Annotated in this window: 19 protein-coding genes; 10 read left to right on the top strand and 9 right to left on the bottom strand. The window is 75.2% G+C overall.

The features are described from left to right. Nucleotides 1–78 precede the first annotated feature (78 nt). The gene (locus FSW04_RS02545) at nt 79–2136 is read right to left on the bottom strand and encodes a helix-turn-helix transcriptional regulator (RefSeq protein ID WP_146915910.1); all 2058 of its coding nucleotides are present in this window, start codon (nt 2134–2136) and stop codon (nt 79–81) included. A gap of 146 nt (nt 2137–2282) precedes the next feature. Here FSW04_RS02545 and FSW04_RS02540 point away from each other — a divergent pair, with 146 nt between their 5' ends. Next, entirely contained in the window at nt 2283–2924 is a 642-nt protein-coding gene (locus FSW04_RS02540; RefSeq protein ID WP_187369181.1) for a response regulator, read from the top strand. Further along, complete coding sequence (locus FSW04_RS02535; RefSeq protein ID WP_146915906.1) at nt 2921–3157, top strand: histidine kinase dimerization/phospho-acceptor domain-containing protein; 237 nt, start codon at nt 2921–2923, stop codon at nt 3155–3157. The genes FSW04_RS02540 and FSW04_RS02535 overlap by 4 nt, the downstream gene beginning before the upstream one ends. Before the next feature lie 19 nt (nt 3158–3176). Here the strand turns inward: FSW04_RS02535 and FSW04_RS02530 are convergent, their stop codons facing one another. Further along, nucleotides 3177–4169, bottom strand: a complete 993-nt coding sequence (locus FSW04_RS02530) for a 3'-5' exoribonuclease YhaM family protein (RefSeq protein ID WP_228431373.1) — start codon at nt 4167–4169, stop codon at nt 3177–3179. 133 nt (nt 4170–4302) lie between these two features. Between FSW04_RS02530 and FSW04_RS02525 the strand changes: the two genes are divergently transcribed. The 4 genes from FSW04_RS02525 to FSW04_RS02510 all read left to right on the top strand — a co-directional run bounded on the left by FSW04_RS02525 (nt 4303) and on the right by FSW04_RS02510 (nt 8499). Beyond that, the gene (locus tag FSW04_RS02525) at nt 4303–5205 is read left to right on the top strand and encodes a DMT family transporter (RefSeq protein ID WP_146915901.1); all 903 of its coding nucleotides are present in this window, start codon (nt 4303–4305) and stop codon (nt 5203–5205) included. Beyond that, on the top strand, nt 5202–5846 hold the full coding sequence (locus FSW04_RS02520) for a GntR family transcriptional regulator (protein ID WP_146915899.1): 645 nt from the start codon (nt 5202–5204) through the stop codon (nt 5844–5846). The genes FSW04_RS02525 and FSW04_RS02520 overlap by 4 nt, the downstream gene beginning before the upstream one ends. 55 nt (nt 5847–5901) lie before the next feature. Next, on the top strand, nt 5902–7449 hold the full coding sequence (locus FSW04_RS02515) for an MFS transporter (RefSeq protein ID WP_228430827.1): 1548 nt from the start codon (nt 5902–5904) through the stop codon (nt 7447–7449). 69 nt (nt 7450–7518) lie between these two features. Next, complete coding sequence (locus tag FSW04_RS02510; RefSeq protein WP_146915897.1) at nt 7519–8499, top strand: L,D-transpeptidase family protein; 981 nt, start codon at nt 7519–7521, stop codon at nt 8497–8499. 74 nt (nt 8500–8573) lie between these two features. Here FSW04_RS02510 and FSW04_RS02505 read toward each other — a convergent pair whose 3' ends face one another. From FSW04_RS02505 to FSW04_RS02495, 3 genes are all read right to left on the bottom strand, one after another. Further along, nucleotides 8574–9572, bottom strand: coding sequence for a lysylphosphatidylglycerol synthase transmembrane domain-containing protein (locus tag FSW04_RS02505; RefSeq protein WP_146915895.1), 999 nt, complete (start codon nt 9570–9572; stop codon nt 8574–8576). A gap of 93 nt (nt 9573–9665) precedes the next feature. Then, nucleotides 9666–9923 (bottom strand): hypothetical protein, encoded by a 258-nt coding sequence (locus FSW04_RS02500; protein ID WP_146915893.1) that lies wholly within the window; start codon nt 9921–9923, stop codon nt 9666–9668. A 7-nt stretch (nt 9924–9930) separates the two neighbouring features. Next, nucleotides 9931–10866, bottom strand: coding sequence for a DMT family transporter (locus FSW04_RS02495; RefSeq protein ID WP_187369180.1), 936 nt, complete (start codon nt 10864–10866; stop codon nt 9931–9933). Nucleotides 10867–11071: 205 nt separating this feature from the next. Between FSW04_RS02495 and FSW04_RS02490 the strand changes: the two genes are divergently transcribed. Together FSW04_RS02490 and FSW04_RS02485 are read left to right on the top strand one after the other, a co-directional pair. Continuing rightward, complete coding sequence (locus FSW04_RS02490) at nt 11072–11773, top strand: FadR/GntR family transcriptional regulator (protein ID WP_146915889.1); 702 nt, start codon at nt 11072–11074, stop codon at nt 11771–11773. Nucleotides 11774–11783: 10 nt separating this feature from the next. Beyond that, nucleotides 11784–12647 (top strand): sterol desaturase family protein, encoded by an 864-nt coding sequence (locus FSW04_RS02485; RefSeq protein WP_146915887.1) that lies wholly within the window; start codon nt 11784–11786, stop codon nt 12645–12647. A 6-nt stretch (nt 12648–12653) separates the two neighbouring features. On the opposite strand, the gene FSW04_RS02480 is transcribed toward FSW04_RS02485, so the two are convergent. Genes FSW04_RS02480 through FSW04_RS02465 form a run of 4 tightly spaced genes read right to left on the bottom strand, consistent with a single transcriptional unit; the run spans nt 12654 to nt 16360 of the window. Then, the gene (locus tag FSW04_RS02480; protein WP_146915885.1) at nt 12654–13826 is read right to left on the bottom strand and encodes an AarF/UbiB family protein; all 1173 of its coding nucleotides are present in this window, start codon (nt 13824–13826) and stop codon (nt 12654–12656) included. Nucleotides 13827–13872: 46 nt separating this feature from the next. Next, on the bottom strand, nt 13873–14523 hold the full coding sequence (locus FSW04_RS02475; RefSeq protein WP_146915883.1) for an SDR family oxidoreductase: 651 nt from the start codon (nt 14521–14523) through the stop codon (nt 13873–13875). Nucleotides 14524–14532: 9 nt separating this feature from the next. Further along, nucleotides 14533–15354, bottom strand: a complete 822-nt coding sequence (locus tag FSW04_RS02470) for an arylamine N-acetyltransferase family protein (protein WP_146915881.1) — start codon at nt 15352–15354, stop codon at nt 14533–14535. A gap of 34 nt (nt 15355–15388) precedes the next feature. After that, entirely contained in the window at nt 15389–16360 is a 972-nt protein-coding gene (locus tag FSW04_RS02465) for a hypothetical protein (protein WP_187369179.1), read from the bottom strand. Nucleotides 16361–16572: 212 nt separating this feature from the next. On the opposite strand from FSW04_RS02465, the gene FSW04_RS02460 reads away from it, so the two are divergent. Further along, nucleotides 16573–17580, top strand: coding sequence for an NADP-dependent oxidoreductase (locus FSW04_RS02460; RefSeq protein WP_228430825.1), 1008 nt, complete (start codon nt 16573–16575; stop codon nt 17578–17580). Then, nucleotides 17581–18363 (top strand): SDR family oxidoreductase, encoded by a 783-nt coding sequence (locus tag FSW04_RS02455; RefSeq protein ID WP_146915877.1) that lies wholly within the window; start codon nt 17581–17583, stop codon nt 18361–18363. The last annotated feature ends 49 nt before the right edge of the window (nt 18364–18412 follow it).

Genomic DNA, 18412 nt, shown 5'->3' with positions numbered 1-18412 from the left:
CCACGGATCGGGCCGCGGGATCGGCCCTCCGGGCCGACACCCGCCGAGCGAACCCGGCCCCTGGGCCGGCGTTCGCCGCTAGCGAACCGCGAGCCGCAGGCGATCGACCGCGGTGCGGACGGCCTCGCGCGCCTCGGGCGGCGAGATCACGGCGGCGTCGCCGGCCTCGGCCAGGACCTCGCGCACGAGCCAGTCCGTGCCCTTGTAGGGCAGCTCGACGACGATGGAGCCGTCGGCCAGCTCGTGGGAGACCCTGCGCTGCTCGCGCGACCAGCGCGCGCGGTCCGGCGAGATCCACACGCGGGCCACGCGGGAGGCCTCGACCTCGCCCGTGCGCGGCCAGCCCTCCACGTCGGCGGCGGGATCGACCTCGGGGCGCGGCGTGAACGTCTCGCCCGTCGCCTCGGCCGTCTTGACGCGGTCCAGCCGGAAGTGGCGGACGGCCTCGCGGGCCGGGTCATAGGAGGCGACGTACCAGCCCTCGCGCCCGTTGATGAGCGCGTAGGGCTCCACGACGCGCTCGGAGAACTCGTCCTCGTTGGCCTTGTAGTACTCCAGGCGCAGGAGCTGGGAGCCGGCGATGGCGCGCGACACGACGCGGGCGATGGCCGAGTCGTCGCCGGCACCCGAGGCGACCTGCAGCCCCTGCTCCATCGGGTCGGCGCCCAGCGCCGCGACGATCTTGTCCCGCGCCGAGTTCAGCGCCCCCTCGGGCAGGTGGTCGCCGATGAGGTCGATCGCGGCGACGAGGGCCTTGGCCTCGACGGGCAGCAGGCGGGCGGGCCGCGCGAAGTTGTCGGAGTACGGCTCGGGATCGACCTCGATCGTTCCGTCGTCGTGGACCTCGGCGTACAGGACGTAGGAGCCGCCGCCGAAGTTGACGACGTTGAGCACGGCGACGTCCTCGCGCAGCTCGGCGTCGGAGATCTGCAGCGCGTCCATGACCTCGGTGAGCTCGAGGCGGCGATCGGCGCGGCCGGCCTCGATGAGGATCGAGGCGAGCGTCACCAGGCGGGCGAAGCGCTCGGGCCGGATCGCCGTCTCGCGGCGCGGTGGGCCGGGCGCGTCGGGGGCCTCGTCGTCCGCCGAGGGAGGCACGGCCGCGGCGAGGTCCAGCTCGCCCGTGTGGCGGTCGTGCAGCAGCTCGACGCGCTCGGCGACGTCGCGCACGAGCTCGTCGGGCCCCAGGACCCGGGCGTGCTCGCCGAGGCGCAGGACCCAGGCGGCCAGCTGGCGCACCGACGCGTACTCGGTGGCGAAGACGATGTCGCCCGTGCCGTCGTCGGCCGGGCGCACCGACCCGAAGCGGCCGAAGTGGCGCTCGACCTGCCAGGCGATGCGATCGGAGACCCAGATCTCGGCCTCGCCCTGCGTGGTCCCGAACTGCCAGTCCGCGCGCGTGGCGTAGGAGCGCGGGTCGAAGTCGGTGGGGCGCTTGAAGTCGTGCTCGGCCTTGGTCGCGTAGGCGACCTTGCCGCGGATGCGCGACAGCCGGAAGACGCGGATCGCGTCGCGCTCGTGGGCACGACCCAGGAGGTAGAACTGACCGCCCTGGAACAGCAGGTGGTACGGATCGACCTTGCGCGCGCCGACCGTGTCGCGCTCCATCGTGTAGTAGTCGAACGTGATCGTCTTGTTGCGGAAGATCGCGGTCTCGATCTTGGCCAGCCGCTGGGACAGCTCGTGGCCGCCGGCCGAGGCCGTGACGCCGAGCGCCACCGACCCCTGGTCGGGCGCGTTGAGCGGGCTCGGGCGCCCCCAGGAGATCTGCTGCAGGGCCAGGCGCAGCGGCTCGGCGTAGGCGAACTCGCCGTCGAGCAGCGTCAGCGCGAACTGCAGGCCGGCGAGCTCCTCGTCCGTGAACGCGATCGCGGGCAGGTGGAAGTTCTCGGGCCGCAGGGAGTAGTTCTCCTGCTCGGCGACCCCGTCGGCCGGCTTCTCGACCGTGAGCTGGATGCCCAGGGACTCGAGCTCGGCGCGGTCGGCGTAGAAGCGACGGGCGAAGGCGTCCTCGTTCATCCCGCTGTAGCCCTCCACGTCCCTGCGGATCTCGAGCGCGGTGACCGGCCGGCGCTCGGCCATGAGGTACGAGATGAGCGAGAGCTGCCGGATGAGCTTCTCGGTGTCCTTCGCCATAGACCGACGAAGATACGACCCCGGACCCCGCGATGGGCCGTTCGTTGCAGAACTCCGCCCGCTCTTTCCGCGATTCGTCGCGAGGAGCGCGTCCGGCGCGTCCGGATCCACCACCGGCCCCGGGCGCCGTGTACGGTTCGCCCCTCATGACCAAGCTCGTGATCGTCGACGACCACGAGGCCCTGCGTGAGGGCCTGGTCGCGCTGCTGCAGCACGGAGGCGTCGAGGTCGTGGGCGCCGCGGGCAACGTGGCGGCCGGGGTGGACCTCGTCGACCACGCCGAGCCCGACGTCGCGATCGTCGACATCCAGCTGCCCGACGGCAGCGGCATCGACCTCACGCGGGAGCTGCTGGCCCGCCGCCCCGACCTCGGCGTCATCCTCTACACGGGCGACGCCGACGCCGAGCTGCTCTACGACGGGCTGGACTCGGGTGCCCGCGGCTACGCGCTCAAGGCCGGCTCGATGGACGAGCTCATGGCCGCGATCGAGCGGGTGGCCGGCGGCGGCTCCTACGTCGACCCGCGGCTGGACCGCATCCTGCTCTCGCCGCGCGCCACGGCCCACGTCCCCCAGCTCTCGCCGCGCGAGCGCGAGATCATGCACCTCATGGCCGAGGGGATGACCGCCGAGGCGATCGGCGACAAGATCACCGTGTCGGTCGAGACCGTCCGGACCCATGTGCGCAACGTGATCCGCAAGCTGCAGGCGCGCAACCGGGTGCACGCGATCGCGATCGCCCTGGAGCGCGGCGAGATCGCCCTGGACTCCACACGCGACGAGCGATGAGCCCGGACGGCGCCGGCGGCTGGCCCATCGACCCCGACGAGCGCCTCGCCCGGCTGGTGCACGACCTGCGCACCCCGCTGACCATCGTGCAGGGCTTCGCCGAGCTGCTGGACCGCAGCGCCGCCAAGCTCGATGACGCCAAGCGCACGGAGTACCTCGGGCGCATCGCCGCGGCCGGACGCGAGATGAAGGACATCCTGGACTCCGAGCGCGAGGACCGGCTGTCGCGCTGAGCGACGGGCGCGCCGCGGCTCAGGCCGCCTCGGCAGCGCCGGGGCGCCGGTCCTGCGCGGTGATCGCCTCTCCCGAGCCGAAGTAGGCGCCCGAGCCCAGCGCGCGGTCGTAGGACGACCACGCGGCGCCGGGGGACAGCTCCTTCTCCAGGCGGTCGAACGAGCCCAGCCGCCCGCCGAGGTTGTCGATCATGTGCACGAGCGTGGCCTCGCGCGTGCACGGAACCACCGGCGAGCCGTGGGCCAGCGCGCCGTGGTGGGCCAGGATGATGTGCAGCACGCTCTGCGCCAGGCCCGCGGGAAAGCCCACGAGGTCCTCGATCACCCGGCGCACGCGGTAGTAGCCCAGCGGGATCTCGCCCTGCAGGCGGCCGGCGTCGGTCATGTCGATCGGCGCGTCGCAGGTGTAGGCCTCCAACTTGCCGATGTCGTGCAGCAACGCGCCCGTCACGGCGACGTCGCGGTCGATGCCCGGGAACGTCGCGCTGATCGCGCTGACGGCCTGCGCCACGGTGAGGCTGTGCTCCAGGAGGCCGTGCAGATAGGCCTGGTGGTAGTGCTTGGCCGCGGGCGCGATCCGGTACAGCGCCCACGTCTCGGAGCCCTCGCCGAAGAAGGCGTCCAGCAGCCGACGCAGGTAGGGGTCCTGGACCGTGCCGACGAGCTCGCGCAGGTCGGCCTCCATCTGGCCCACCTCGCGCGGCGGGCCGTCCTTGAGCTCGGCGGGATCGAACGTGCCGTCCAGCGCCGGGCGCAGCGCGCGGATCGTGATCTGCGCGCCCCAGCGCTGGTGGACCTCGAAGCGCCCGACGACGTGCACGGGCGATCCTGCGCGGCACAGCTCGAGGGCCGGCGCGATGTCCTCCCAGATCATCGCGGCCACGCCGCCCGTGCGGTCGCCGAGCGTCAGCTTCAGGAACTCGCCGCCGTCGCGGCGCTGCCGCCGGTCGGCCTCCCGGACCAGCAGGACCTGGTCGAGGTCGAGGCCGTGTTCGAAGTCGCGGACGAGCACGGCGGGCAAGGTGACACGGAGAGCGGACGGACCCGGCATGGTGGGCAGAGGGGTCGCACCGGCGCCGCAGATCTGACACTCGGCGCCGCGATCCCGCCGGATCTCCCGAGGGTCGTCGCACGATCCGCATGGATTGTGGAACAATCGCCGGATCCCGGCCGCACGCCTCAACGTCCTGCTCGCCGCGCTCTGCTTCGGCACCACCGGCACCGCCCAGGCCCTCGGGCCCGACGCCTCGGCCGTGACCGTCGGCGCCGCGCGCATCGCGGTCGGCGCCGTGCTCCTGCTGCTCGTCCGGCGTGCGGTCGCGCGCGAGCCCGCGGCCCGCTGGGCACGCGGGCCCGCCGCGGTCGCCGCGCTCGGGGTCGCGGGCTACCAGCTCTGCTTCTTCGCGGCCGTCAAGGACACCGGGGTGGCGGTCGGCACCGTCGTCGCGCTGGGCAGCGCCCCCGCGCTGGCCGGCGCCGGGGGGTGGCTGCTGGACCGCCGCCCGCCCGGGCGCGCGTGGCTGGCGGCGACGACCCTGGCCTGCGCCGGCGTCGCCCTCCTCGCCCTGGCCGGCGGCGGGTCGCAGGTCTCGGCGCCGGGCGTCGCGCTGGCCGTCGGCGCCGGCGCCTCCTACGCGCTGTTCACCCTGGCCGCCAAGCGCCTGCTGGACGCCGGCCACGCCGTGGAGTCCGTCATGGCCTGCGCGTTCGGCTGGGGTGCGGTCCTGCTCGTGCCCGTGCTCGTCCTCGGCGACCTCTCCTGGGTCGCGAGCGCCGGCGGCGCGGCCATGGCGCTGTGGCTCGGGGCGATCCCCACCGCCGTGGCCTATCTGCTCTTCGCGCGCGGGCTGCGCCACCTGCCGGCCAGCGAGGTCGCCACCCTCACGCTCGGCGAGCCGGTGACCGCCGCGGTGCTCGGCGCCGTCGTGCTCGGCGAGCGCCCCGGCGCCCTGGCGGTCGCCGGGATCCTGGTCATCCTCGGCGGCCTGGCCGTGCTGGCCCTGCCGCGGGCGCGGACGGCGCCCGCCCCGGCCGAGGTGCCGGTGTGAGCGCCCCGGCCCTGGCGGCCGAGCGCGTGGCCGGGCTGCTGCGCGAGCAGATCCTCGACGCCCAGCTGTCCTCGGGGGCGCGGCTCGTCGAGGCCGAGCTCGTGACCCGCCACGGCGTCGCGCGCCACACCGTTCGCGCGGCGCTGCGCACGCTGGCCGACGAGGGCCTGGTCGAGATCCGGCCCCACCGCGGCGCGCGGGTCGCCGGCCTGGACGCCGAGGCGATCATCGCGCTCTACGAGCTGCGCACCGCGCTGGAGGTCGAGGCCGCGCACCTCGCGCTGGCCCGCAACGACGGGCGTCTGCCGGGCTCGGTGCACGAGGCCGCCGAGGTCCTCGCGCGCGCCGCGCGGCGCGCGCGGCCGCGCTGGTCGACGGTCTCGCGCGCTCACGCCGACCTGCACACCGCGCTCGTGCGGGCCGCGCGCTCGCCTCGCCTGGAGGCCGTGCACGACCGCCTCAGCGCGCAGACGCGCCTCTTCCTCCTGCGCGTCCGCCCGCACTACACCTTCGCCCGCCTGGCCGCCGAGCACCTCGAGCTGCTGGAGGCGATCGAGCGCGACGGGCCCGAGGCGGTGCGCGCCCACCTGCGCGCCTCCGCGGCGACGGTCGTCGACGGGATGCTGACCGCGGCGCGCTGAGCCGGGCGGCGCCGTGGACATGGCGTCCGGCCGGGCCGGGTAGTTGACTGGCCCGATGAGCCACGATGTCGCCGCCCCGGGACCCGGCGGGCGCGCGCCCGCGCAGGACGGCCCGGACCCCATGCGCTGGTGGACGCTGGGCGCGGTCTGCGTGGCCACGTTCATGCTGCTGCTGGACATCACGATCGTCAACGTCGCGATCCCGACGATCCGCGACGACCTCGGCGCGTCGTTCCAGGACCTGCAGTGGGTCGTCGACGCCTACGCGCTGACGCTGGCCTCGTTCCTGCTCACCGCCGGCTCGCTGGCCGACCGCTTCGGGCGCCGCCGGGTCTTCGTGCTCGGCCTCGGCCTCTTCACGGTCGCCTCGCTGCTGTGCGGGCTCTCGACGTCGCCGCTGGCGCTCAACCTCTCGCGCGGCCTGCAGGGCATCGGCGGGGCCGCGATGTTCGCCACCTCGCTGGCGCTGCTGGCCTCCGCGTTCCGCGGCAGGGAGCGCGGCACCGCGCTGGGGATCTGGGGGGCGACGACCGGCGCCTCCGTCGCGGTCGGCCCGCTCGTCGGCGGGGTCCTCGTCGAGCACGTCAGCTGGCAGTCGATCTTCTTCGTCAACCTGCCGATCGGCGTCGCGGCGATCGCCGTGTCGCTGCGCACGGTCACCGAGAGCCGGGACCCGAACGCCGCGCGGATCGACTGGGCCGGCCTCGTGACGCTCTCCGGCGGCCTGTTCGCGCTGATCTTCGCCCTGGTGCGGGGCAACAGCGAGGGCTGGGGCAGCGGGCTCATCCTCGGGCTCTTCGCGCTGGCGGCCGTCCTCCTCGTCGCGTTCGTGGCGGTCGAGGGCCGCCAGGAGCGGCCGATGTTCGACCTCTCGCTGCTGCGCAAGCCGACGTTCGTCGGCGCCTCGCTCGTGGCCTTCTGCCTGTCGGCCTCGATGTTCGCGATGTTCCTGTACCTGACGCTCTACGTGCAGAACAGCCTCGGGTACGCGCCCCTGGACGCCGGGCTGCGCTTCCTGCCCATCACCCTGCTGTCGTTCGTGTTCGCCGCCGTGTCGGGCAACCTGACCGAGCGCGTGCCGGTGCGGCTGCTGCTCGGCGGCGGCCTCGGGCTCGTCGGCCTCGGCCTGCTGCTGATGACCGGGCTGCACGCGGGCTCCTCCTGGACGCACCTGCTGCCCGGCTTCCTGGTCGCCGGCGCCGGGATCGGGCTGACCAACCCCGCGATCGCCTCCAGCGCGGTCGGCGTCGTCGATCCGCGGCGCACGGGGATGGCCTCGGGCGTCAACAGCACGTTCCGCCAGGTGGGGATCGCGACGGGCATCGCCGCTCTCGGCGCGATCTTCCAGTCGTCGGTGACCGGGCGCGTCACCGACGCGCTGGCGGCGTCCGGCCGGCCGCCCGGGAGCGTGCGCCTGCCCCCGCCCGAGATCCTCGTCCAGGGCGACCCGCGGGTCGTCGGGCCGCTGCGCGAGGCGTTCCTGACGGGCTACACGGGGGCGCTGAGCGAGATCCTGCTCATCGCGGGGATCGTCGCGCTCGTCGGCGCGGTGGGGGCGCTCGTGCTCGTCCGGCGGAAGGACTTCGTCACGCACGGGCACTGACCGGACGGTGGTCCGGCGCGCAGCGCCGCTTGCGCACGCGCGGGGGCTCCGCCGCTAGCCTGGGCCGCCATGTCGCGCGCCCGTGCCCTCGTCCTCCTGGCCCTCGCCGCCGCCGCGGCCCTGCCCGCCTCGGCCTCCGCGGCCGATCCGAGCAATGTCCCCGCCGGCGTCAGCGCCGGTGGCGTCGACCTCTCCGGTGCGACCCTGGCCGACGCCCAGGCGCGGCTGGAGGCGGCCATCGCGCCGCGCGTCAACGCCGATCTCGTGCTCGGCGCCGCGGGGCGGCCCTTCGCCCTGAAGGCCGCCGACGCCAAGCTCACCTTCGACTCGCTGACGACGGCCAAGCGCGCGCTGCGCGCCAAGGCGCCCGGCGATGTGGGGCTCAAGCTCACCCACTCGCGCCTGGCCGTGCGGGCGTTCGTCGCCGGCGTGGCGGCCAAGGTCGCCAAGCCGCCGCGCAACGCGACGGTCCGGATCACCCTGACCCACATCTACCGCAGGCGCGCCGTCCACGGCCGGGCGCTGGACCAGAAGACCGTCGCCGCGCAGATCGACGCTGCGCTGGACGACGGGGTCGCGGCCCCGCGCCACGTCCACGCCGTCCTGCAGAAGGTCTCGCCGAAGATCAACGCCAACGACCTGGCCCGCGTCTACGGCACGGTCATCACGGTCGACAAGGCGCACTTCAAGCTGCGGCTGTTCAAGCGCCTGAAGTTCTTCAAGGCCTACAGCGTGGCGGTCGGCCAGCCGGCCTACCCGACGCCGTCGGGCCTGTTCCACATCGCCGACAAGCAGGTCGACCCGGTGTGGTCGGTCCCCAACAGCCCGTGGGCCGGGGAGCTGCAGGGCACGACGGTGCAGGGCGGCTCGGCCGCCAACCCGCTCAAGGCCCGCTGGATGGGCATCGTCAACGGCGTCGGGATCCACGGCACGGGCGAGGACTACTCCATCGGCTCGGCCGCGTCGCACGGCTGCATCCGCATGCACGTCGCCGACGTCAAGGACCTGTTCCCGCGCGTGCCCGTCGGCACGCCGGTGCTGATCCGCTAGGACCCACGCGGCCGCGGGTTCGGGCCCCGGGGCCGACACCCGCTGAACGAACCCGGCCCTCTGGCCGGCGTTCGTCAGGCGTTCGCGTTGGCCTCGGCCGCGCGGTGGCGGGCGATCGCCTCGCGCGCGGTGGCCAGCGCGTGGCGCGGCGAGCGGGTGTCGAGCTCGGCGCCGAGCGCTCCCATCGCGACGACGAGCCCGACGACCATGAGCAGCGCGCCCACGCCGAACGTGAACGTGGTGATCTCGGCGATGTCGACCGCGTGCCCCGTGGTCTCCACGAAGCCGTAGCTCAGCATGGCCAGGCGCAGCCCGGCGCTCGCCGGCGCCAGCGGGATGATGCGGCCGCCGCCCTGGGCGGCCATGACGAGCACGACGGTCTCCGGCGTCACGGGCAGCGAGAAGGCCTGCATGAACACGGCGAGCGACCCGAGGCGGATGAGACGCGCGAGGGCCTGCCAGGTCGCCACGCCCGTCACGAAGTCGCGGGGCCGGCGCAGGATCGCCACGCCCTGGGCCAGGCGGGCCGCGAGGTCGGCGACGCGCCGGCGCAGGAGCCGGTAGAGGCCGTACCCGGCGCCCAGGACCGCGGCGCCGACGATCGCCGACAGCACCGGGTGCTCGATGATCAGCGACACGTCGACGTGCGGCAGCTCGCCGGGCGAGACCGGCACGGGCAGGAAGCCGCGGGTGAGCGCCCAGACGACGAGGGCCGAGCCGAACGCGGTCTCGAAGATCGTCTCGGGGACGAACGTCGCGGCCAGGGTGGGGTAGCGCGCGCCGGGGATGCGGCGGTGCAGCAGCCAGAGCTTGACGATGTCGCCGCCGCGGGCCGGGATGATGCCGTTGAGCCCCGCGCCCGCCAGGTAGGCGGCCATCGTGTTGCGCCGGCGCAGGGTCGGCACGCCCGGGTAGGCCGCCCGCAGGATCGTGTGCCAGCCCAGCGTGCGCACGGCCTGGGCGACGAGGTAGAGGACGACGCCGAGGAGCGCCAGGAGCGGGTCGACGCTGGCCGCGCGGTGCAGCAGCAGGTCGAGCGCGTGGTTCGCGGAGCGGACGGCGTCACCCAGCATGGGACATCCCGATTAACGACACCTGAGGCCCGAAGTGGAGCGGTTCCGTCGCCGGCCTGACGCGCCCGGGACCGCGGTGCGCCACAGGACGGGTCAGCGGCGTGGCGGCGGCTCCTCGTCCGGCCAGTGGCCGTGACGGTCGAAGTAGGCGCGGGCCCGGTCCTCGTCGTCGCGCGTGCGGTCCCCGGCGACCCCGACGCGGTGCAGCCAGTTCAGCAGCGCGACGCTGAGCCCGGCGCCCCAGAGCGCCGACGCGCCCTCCAGGGAGGTCTCGTCGCCGCCGCGCGCGATGACCAGCGCCACCCCGGCCACGAGGATGGCCACCGGCAGCCAGATGCGCACGGCGTTCATGACCCCGTCACGGTAGCCCTTCCGATCCCCGCAGGGAGGCGGCTCGCCGCCGCGTGGCCAGCACGAGCCCCGCGAGGATCGCCACCACCCCGCAGAGCTGCAGCGCGCTGGGGTGCTCGCCGAAGATGACGGCGGCCAGGACGACGGAGCCGACGGGCTGGATCGTGAGCAGCAGCGAGGTGATCGCGGCGGGCAGGCGCGGGAGCGTGGCGGAGATGAGCAGCCACCCGACGACCTGGGCGCTGAGGGCCAGCAGCAGCAGCCACCCGTGCGCGGGCCACGACGGCACGACGTCGAGGTCGCCGATGGCCAGGCCGGCCAGGATCGCCGCCACCGTCGCCACCGCGGTCGCGTCCAGCAGCGGCCCGGCCGGCCGGCGCAGGTCGGCCCCGCTGGAGCGCAGGAGCAGGATGAAGCCGGCGTAGGTCAGGCCCGTGGCCACCCCGAACGCCACGCCCTGCGCCGGCCGGTCGCCGTAGGCGCCGGACTCCAGTGCCCCCGAGATGAGCAGGATCCCCGCGAGCATGAGCGGCAGCAGCGCCAGGAGGCGGCGGCCGGGGCGCTCGCCGAGCACGGCCCAGGCGATGAGCGGCACGAGCAGGACCTGGAGGTTGGCCATCACGGTCGCCAGGCCCGCGCCGACGTCCTGGATCGCGTAGTCCCAGAAGATGAGGTCGGCGGCGAACAGGACGCCGGCGGCGGCGGCGGCCCAGCGCGTGCGCCGCGGCCGCACGCCGAGCCGGCGGTCCTCGGCGCGGGCGACGACGACCAGCACGGGGAGCGCGTAGCCACAGCGGAACACCGCGGCCGTGGACGGCGCCACGTCGGCCAGGCGCATGAGGATCGAGGACCACATGATGGTCAGCGCGCCGAGCACGGCCATCGCGCGCGGGCGCGCGGCGAGCCGCTCCAGCGGGGTGGCGGGGGGCGCCGTGGTGACCACGGCGCCCCACGGTAGGCGTCCCGGCTTGCCGGGCGCGATCTCGTCGGCGCCCGCGGCGCCGTGACCGGCCGCAGGATCACCCGGCCCAGGCCACGCGCCCGGCCTCGCGCTCCCGCCCCGGCGCGCAGTGCACCGACGCCGCGGCGCGGTCCTGGTCGCGGGTCCATGCCGGCGCGGCCGTCCGCGCATCTGGTACAACCAGTCGATGGCACTGGTTGGACCAGTCGCGACCGCGGGGCCGCGCACCCGCTCCTCGGAGATCCATCGCGAGCTGCGCCGCGCGATCCTCGACGGCACGCACGCGCCCGGCGATCCGCTGCCCTCCGAGCGCCAGCTCAGCGAGGGCCTCGGCGCCAGCCGCCACGCCGTGCGCGAGGCGCTCAAGCGCCTTCAGCAGGCCGGGCTGGTCGCGATCAGCCAGGGCGGCGCGACGCGCGTCCGCGACTGGCGCCGCCACGGCGGCCTGGAGCTCCTGCTCGCCCTCGGCGCCGACGGCGAGGCGCCGCCCGCCCTCGGCCTGCCGCGGGCCACGCTGGAGATGCGCGCCTGCATCGGCGCCGACGCCGCGCGCCTGTGCGCCGTCCGCGCCGACGCCGCCACGCGCGCCGCGCTGGTCGCCCGCGCCGAGGCGCTGGCCGCCGCCGGCGACCCTGCCGTGCGCACCGCGATCTACGACGTGCTGTGGGACGCCATCGTCGAGGGCTCGGGCAACCTGGCCTACCGACTGGCGCTGAACACGCTCGTCGCCGGTCAGCGCCTGCTGTCCTTCGACGCGGCGCTCGTCGGCGCCGAGGTCGCCGACGGGGACGCGGTCCGCGCCCTGGCCGCCGCCATCGCCGCCGGCGACGACGGCGCCGCGCACGCCGTGGCGCGCGACCTGCTCGACCGCTCGATCACCAAGGTGTAGGTGAATCGTCGTGGCCGAGGTCCTGTACTACGCGATCCCGTTCTTCGTCCTGCTGCTCATCGTCGAGTTCCTGTCCTACCGCCACCTGGAGGAGGACGGCCTCATCGGCTACGACCTGCGCGACACGCGCACGTCGCTGCTCATGGGGATCGGCAACGTCGCGATCAACGTGGTGTGGAAGCTCGTGGTGGTCGCGGCCTACGCCGGGCTCTATGCCCTGGCGCCGTGGCACCTCTCGGCCGACAACCCGCTCGTGTGGGTCGCGCTGTTCTTCGCCGACGACCTGTCCTACTACTGGTTCCACCGCGTCTCGCACGAGAGCCGGCTCTTCTGGGCCAGCCACGTCGTGCACCACTCCAGCCGGCACTACAACCTGAGCACCGCGCTGCGCCAGACCTGGGTGCCCATGACCTACGCGCCGTTCTGGCTGTGGCTGCCGCTCGTGGGCTTCGCGCCGTGGATGGTGCTCCTGGCCCAGGCCTGGAGCCTCATCTACCAGTTCTGGATCCACACGGAGCGCATCGTGCGCCTGCCGCCCCCGCTGGAGGCCGTCCTGAACACCCCGTCGCACCACCGCGTGCACCACGGGTCCAACGAGCAGTACCTGGACAAGAACTACGGCGGCATCCTCGTGATCTGGGACCGCCTGTTCGGCACGTTCGAGCCCGAGGGGGAGCGCGTCCGCTACGGCCTGACGACCGACATCGACACCTACAACCCGGTGCGCGTCGCGTTCGGCGAGTACGCCGGCCTGTGGCGCGACGTGCGCCGCGCCCGGTCGTGGCGCACGCGCTTGGCCCTGGCCTGGCACGGGCCGGGCTGGCGGCCGGCGGGCGAGCCCGACCTCGACCTGTCGTCCTCCACGCGCGGCTGACCGCGCTCAGGCGGCCTCCAGGATCAGCGCGCCCCAGTCCTCCTCCGCGCCCAGCCGCGCCAGCAGCGCGGTGAGCTGCGCGACCGAGCGGACCGGGCCGAGGTCCGCGGGCGCCGGGCGAGCGGCCGCCGCCAGGGCGAGGCCGCCGCGCACCTGCCCGCCGCCGCGGCGGCCCGCCTCGGCCAGGGCGGCGGCGTCCAGCAGCGCGCGGCCCGTGAGCAGCTCGCCCGCGACCTCGCCGGTCAGGGCGTAGGCCTGCAGCGCCTCCGCGGCCGGCAGGACGCCGAGCGGCCCGGCCAGCACCGCGGCGAACGCGTCCTGGTCGCCGGCGCGCAGGTGCAGGAGCGCCTGCAGCGCGGCGTCGACCCGCGACCGGTCGGCGGTCCGCCCGACGCCGGTGCCCAGGAGGCCGACGCGGCCGTCGTCCAGCAGCACGACGTGGCTCGGCCGCGGGTCGGTGAGCGCGAGCCCGGCGCGGGCGGCGGTGACGTGCGCGGCCACCAGGGTCCGGGCCACCGCCGCCGGGTCGGCCGGGCGGGTCGTCACGAGGGTCGGGCCCTCCAGCAGCTCGGTGGCCAGCACCTCGGGGCCGCAGAGGTCCATGACCGGGGCCGGCACGACCAGGCCCGCGACCGGGCGCAGGATGCGGCGCGCCGCCCGCTGGGTGGAGGCCTCGTGCTCGAGGTCGAGCTCGTCGAGGGCGGTCTCGCGCAGCTCGCGCAGGACGGCGCCGGCGTCCATCGCCCCGAAGACCTGGCGCAGCGGGGTCGCGAGGAGGTCGAGGAGCGCCAGGTCCGAGCGCACCGCGGCGGCCAGCCCGGGCCGCAGGACCTTCAGCGCGACGTCGCGGCCCTCGTGGGTGGCGCGGTGGACCTGGGCGGCGGGGCCGACGGCCAGTGGCTCGGGGTCCAGCGCGTCGAGGACCCGCCGGGGCGCGGCGCCCCAGGCGGCCTTGAGCGTGCGCTCGATCTCTGCGGGGCGCAGGGGGGCCGACACCTCCGTGCGGGCCTGCTCCAGGCGCGCCGCGAGCTCCGGGTCGGCGCCGGGCAGCGCGGCGGCGTCGGCGATCGCCGCCGTCCGCGCCAGGATCACCCGCCCGCTGGAGGACCGGCGCACGAGCGCGGCGGCCGCGTCGACGAGGCCGCGCAGGGCGGGAGGCGTGTCGGCGGGCGCGGGCACGCGGTGGGTCTACCCCATCGCGGGCTCCGGCGTCGCCCGGTCGCGGTCAGCCGGCCAGCGCGGCCAGCGCGGCGGGGATCGGGTCCGGGCCCGAGACGAGCTCGAAGGCCAGGCCGGAGGTGGCCGGGGTCGCGAGGACCTCGGCCACCACGGCCGCCACGTCGGCGCGGGGGATCTCGCCGCCCCCGGTGCCCGTCGCGGCCCGGACGTGCCCCGTCGGCCCGTCGTCGGTGAGGCGCCCCGGGCGCACGATCGTGTACGCCAGCCCGCTCTCGGTCAGCTTCTTGTCGGCCTGGCCCTTCGCGCGCAGGTAGGTCCCGGACCCGCCGTCGTCGTCGGCCTCGGGATCGGCGTTGATCGAGCTGACGATGACGTAGCGGCCGATGCCGTTGCGTCGGCAGGCCTCCATGCCCTTGACCGCCCCGGCGTAGTCGACGGTCCACTTGCGCTGCGGGCCGCTGCCGGGCCCGGCGCCCGCCGCGAAGACGAAGGCGTCGGCCGTGCCGATGGCGGCGGCGATGGCGTCGACGTCGAGGGCCTCGAGGTCGCACACGCCGGCCTCGGCGCCCCTGGCCTGCACGTCGGCGGCGTGGGCCGGGTTGCGGATGAGGCCGCGGACGCGGTCGCCGCGCTCGGCGAGCAGGCGTGCGAGGTGCAGGGCGATCTGGCCGTGGCCGCCGGCGATGACGATGTCCATGCCGGCACGCTAGCCGCCGGCGTGCGCCTCGTGCTGGGCGCAGGCCAGCGCCCACAGGCGCGCGAGCCGCCGTGGGCCCAGCGCCGCCGCGGGGATCCCGAAGTCGTCGCGCAGCGCGGCCGTGAAGTCCTGCGGGCCGGCCAGCACGGCGCGCTCGTCGTGCCCGGGGCCGCGGACGGTGCGGGTGCGGGCCCGCAGGGTCACGATCCGGTCGGCGTGCGGGCGCTGGACCACCAGCGTGCGCACGAACGGCGAGTCCGGCCGGGCCGAGAGGCGCTCGTGGTGGGGCGCGAAGGCCGCGAGGTCCAGCGCGCCGTCGGCGAACCGGAACCCCGGGCTGGACCCCCAGCGGTGCTGGCCGACCCACCAGCCGCCGTCCTCGCGGGCGACCTCCCAGGCCAGCGGGCCCACGCGGAAGGCGCCGGGGCGCAGCGGGACGGGGTCCAGGGGGCCCTCGCCCCACCCTGCGTCGGCGAGGTACTCGCCGCCGGCGGCGGTCACCACGAGCGCCAGGTGGTTGACCGGCTCGCCGCGGGCGTGGGCGCCGCGGTCACCGACGATCGCCGCGCGGCGCTGCACGGCGAAGCCCAATGCGGTGAGCAGGTCGTGCAGCACCGTGTTGACCTCGAAGCAGTAGCCGCCGCGGCCGCTCAGGATCCGGGCGGCCAGCGCCTCGGGGTCCAGCGGCCCGGCCTCGCCGAGCTGCACCGCGAGCGCCTCGTAGGGCACCCGCGACACGTAGGCGCGGTGCACCGCCCGCAGCCCCTCGGCGTCGGCGGCCGGGCGGTGGGTCAGGCCCAGGTGGGCCAGGAGCGGTCGGGGGTCCGGCACCGGCCCAGGATGCCAGCGCCGGACCCCGTCGCGGTCAGCGGTGGGTGTGGATGGTGACCTCGCGCCCCGTGTTGGGCACGTAGCTGCCGTTGGCCACGCCCGCGTAGACCCGGTAGGTCCCGCCGCTGTGGATCGTGACCTTCTTGCTGTAGCGCGACGATGACGCGCTGTGGTGGCGCGCCACCGTGCCGGCGACCGTCACCCAGGTCGTGCCGCGCTTCTTCTGGATCGCGATCGGCGTGCCGTCGGCGGCCGGCGTGACCGCCCCGGAGAACGTGAGCTTGTGCCCGCGGGTCACCGTGGTCGTGCCGAGGTGCGTGCTCACCTTGACCTGGACGCTGACGACGACGATCGGGCTGACGACCGACGGCTTGTCGGGCAGCGTCACCCGGTACTGGGTGTTGAACGGCACCTGCAGCAGGTTGAAGGTGAAGTTGCCCGCGGCGTCGGTCACGACGCGGTTGCCCACGTCCTTGAAGCCCTGGGTGTAGGGGAACGGGTTGCTCTGCAGCAGCACGTCGCGACCGGCGTTGCCGGTCCCCGTGAGCTGGCCCGCGAGCACCGTGGTGCCGCCGAAGGGCTCGGGGTTCGGCGTGGCGGCGAACGTGACGCCGAGCGGCTGGATGCGCGTCTTGAAGTTGCGGTCCAGGCCCTTGGTCAGGCCCTTGGCGTTGCGGGCGATCAGCCGGTAGTGGTAGACCGTCGCGGGCGCGAGGTTGGCCAGGTCGGCCGTCACCGTCCGGCGGCCGTCGCCGCTGATGGTGACCGGCGGGGTCACGGCGCCGTAGGCGGTCGTGGTGCCGTACTGGAACTGGTAGCTGGTCTGCGCGCCGTTGGGGTCGACGGCGCCGATGAGGCGCGCGGTCTGCTGGGCGACGTTCGCGGCGCTGCCCGTCGTGGCGCCGGGAGGCGTCGCGGCCGCCTGTGCCGCGGCGGCCGGCACGGCCAAGATCATGATGATGAGCGCCAGGGCGCGCCCTGCGCGTCTCGAGGTCCTGTGGTGCATCGTGCCTCCCGATCGGGGTTTCATCCGAACCTGCCAACACGGCATGGGGGCCGGTGTCGCGGTGCCAGCACCGATATGTCAGCCGGGCCCCGCCGCGTCCAGTGCTGGGCGCGGCGTTGCGGGGCCGCGGCGCGTGACGGCACGACGCGCGGCGTCCTGGTAAGTACCTGGGTACGGCGTGGTACCGCGCCGGCGCATCGACAGGAGACGCTGTGCCCGAGACCAACCGCCAGATCCGCCTCGCCGCCCGCCCCTCCGGCGAGGTCAAGCCCAGCGACTGGGAGCCCGCCGACGCCGAGGTCCCCGAGCCCGGAGAGGGCGAGTTCGCGGGACGCACGCTGGCCATCTCGCTCGACCCGGCGATGCGCGGCTGGCTCGACGACCGGCCCTCCTACGTCCCGCCCGTCGGCCTGGGCGAGGTCATGCGCGCTGGGTCGGTCGTCGAGGTCACGGCGTCCCGGCATCCCGACTACGCGGTGGGCGACCACGTCACGGGCCTGTTCGGCGTGCAGACCCACGTGGTCTCCGGCGGGCGCGGCACGCTGAAGGTCGACCTGGACCGGGCGCCGGCGGCGACCTGGCTCGGCGCGCTGGGCCTCACGGGCATGACGGCCTACTTCGGGCTGCTGGACGTCGGCGCCCTGGCCGAGGGCGAGACCGTCGTGGTCTCCGGCGCCGCCGGCGCCGTGGGCACGATCGTGGGCCAGATCGCCCGGATCAAGGGCTGCCGCGTCGTCGGGATCGCGGGCGGCCCGGAGAAGTGCGCGATGCTCGTCGACGAGCTCGGCTTCGACGCGGCGATCGACTACCGCGCCCAGGACGTCCGGCGCGCGCTGCGCCCCGAGGTGGGCGACGGCATCGACGTGTACTTCGACAACGTCGGCGGCGAGATCCTCGATGCCGCGCTGGCCAACCTGCGCCGCGGCGCGCGCGTCGTCATCTGCGGCGCGATCAGCCAGTACAACAGCGCGACGGGGGTCAAGGGCCCGTCGAACTACCTGTCGCTGCTGGTCAACCGCGCGCGGATGGAGGGCTTCGTCGTGTTCGACTACGCCAAGCGCTACGGCGAGGCGGCGGCCGAGATCGCGGGCTGGATCGCCGACGGGTCGCTGACGACCAGGGAGCACGTCGTGCAGGGCACCGTCGACGACTTCCCCGACACGCTGCAGATGCTCTTCCGCGGCGAGAACGTCGGCAAGCTCGTGCTGGAGCTGGTCTAGATGGCCACGGAGGTGGACCTGCGCGACAAGGTCGCGATCGTCACCGGCGGCGCGAGCGGGATCGGGCGCGCCACGGCGCTCGCGCTGGCCGGCGCGGGCGCGGAGGTGGTCGTGGCCGACCTCGACGCCCGCGGCGCCGATGAGGTCGCCGCCCTCGTGGGCGGCCACGCCGTCGTCTGCGACGTCTCGGACATGGAGGCCGACCGCGCCATGGTGCAGTTCGCGGTGGACCGCTGCGGCGGCGTCGACATCGCGTTCCTCAACGCGGGCGTCATGACCGGGTGCGGCGTCGGCGAGGACTTCGACCTCGCGCTGTACCGGCGCGCCAACGGCGCCAACCTCGACGGCGTGGTGTTCGGCACCCACGCGGTGCTGCCCGCGCTGAAGGCGCGCGGCGGCGGCGCGATCGTGGCCACCGCCTCGCTGGCCGGGCTGACCGCGGTGCCCTTCGACCCGCTCTACGCCGCCAACAAGCACGCGGTCGTCGGGCTGGCCCGCTCCCTCGGGCCTGTGCTGCAGGCCGACAACATCACCTACAACGCGCTGTGCCCCGCCTTCGCGGAGTCGCGGATCATCGACCCGATCCGCGACATGCTGTCGAGCACCCGGGTCACCCTGATCCCCGCCGAGGAGGTCGCCGACGCCGTGCTGCGCATCCTCGCCGGCGGCGGCACGGGCGAGGCGTGGTTCGTCCAGCCCGCGCGCGAGCCCGGGCCGTTCCGCTTCCGCAACGTCCCCGGCCCGGGTGCGGCGGCGCGCGCCGACGCCCCGCCCGGGTCCTGACGCGCCGAGGTGGGGCAGAGGTGGAGGTAGCCCCCTGGTGGCCGACGGG

The organism is Baekduia soli (genome assembly GCF_007970665.1).
GTDB classification, from domain to species: domain Bacteria; phylum Actinomycetota; class Thermoleophilia; order Solirubrobacterales; family Solirubrobacteraceae; genus Baekduia; species Baekduia soli.
This window is presented reverse-complemented; position numbering and strand designations above follow the sequence as displayed.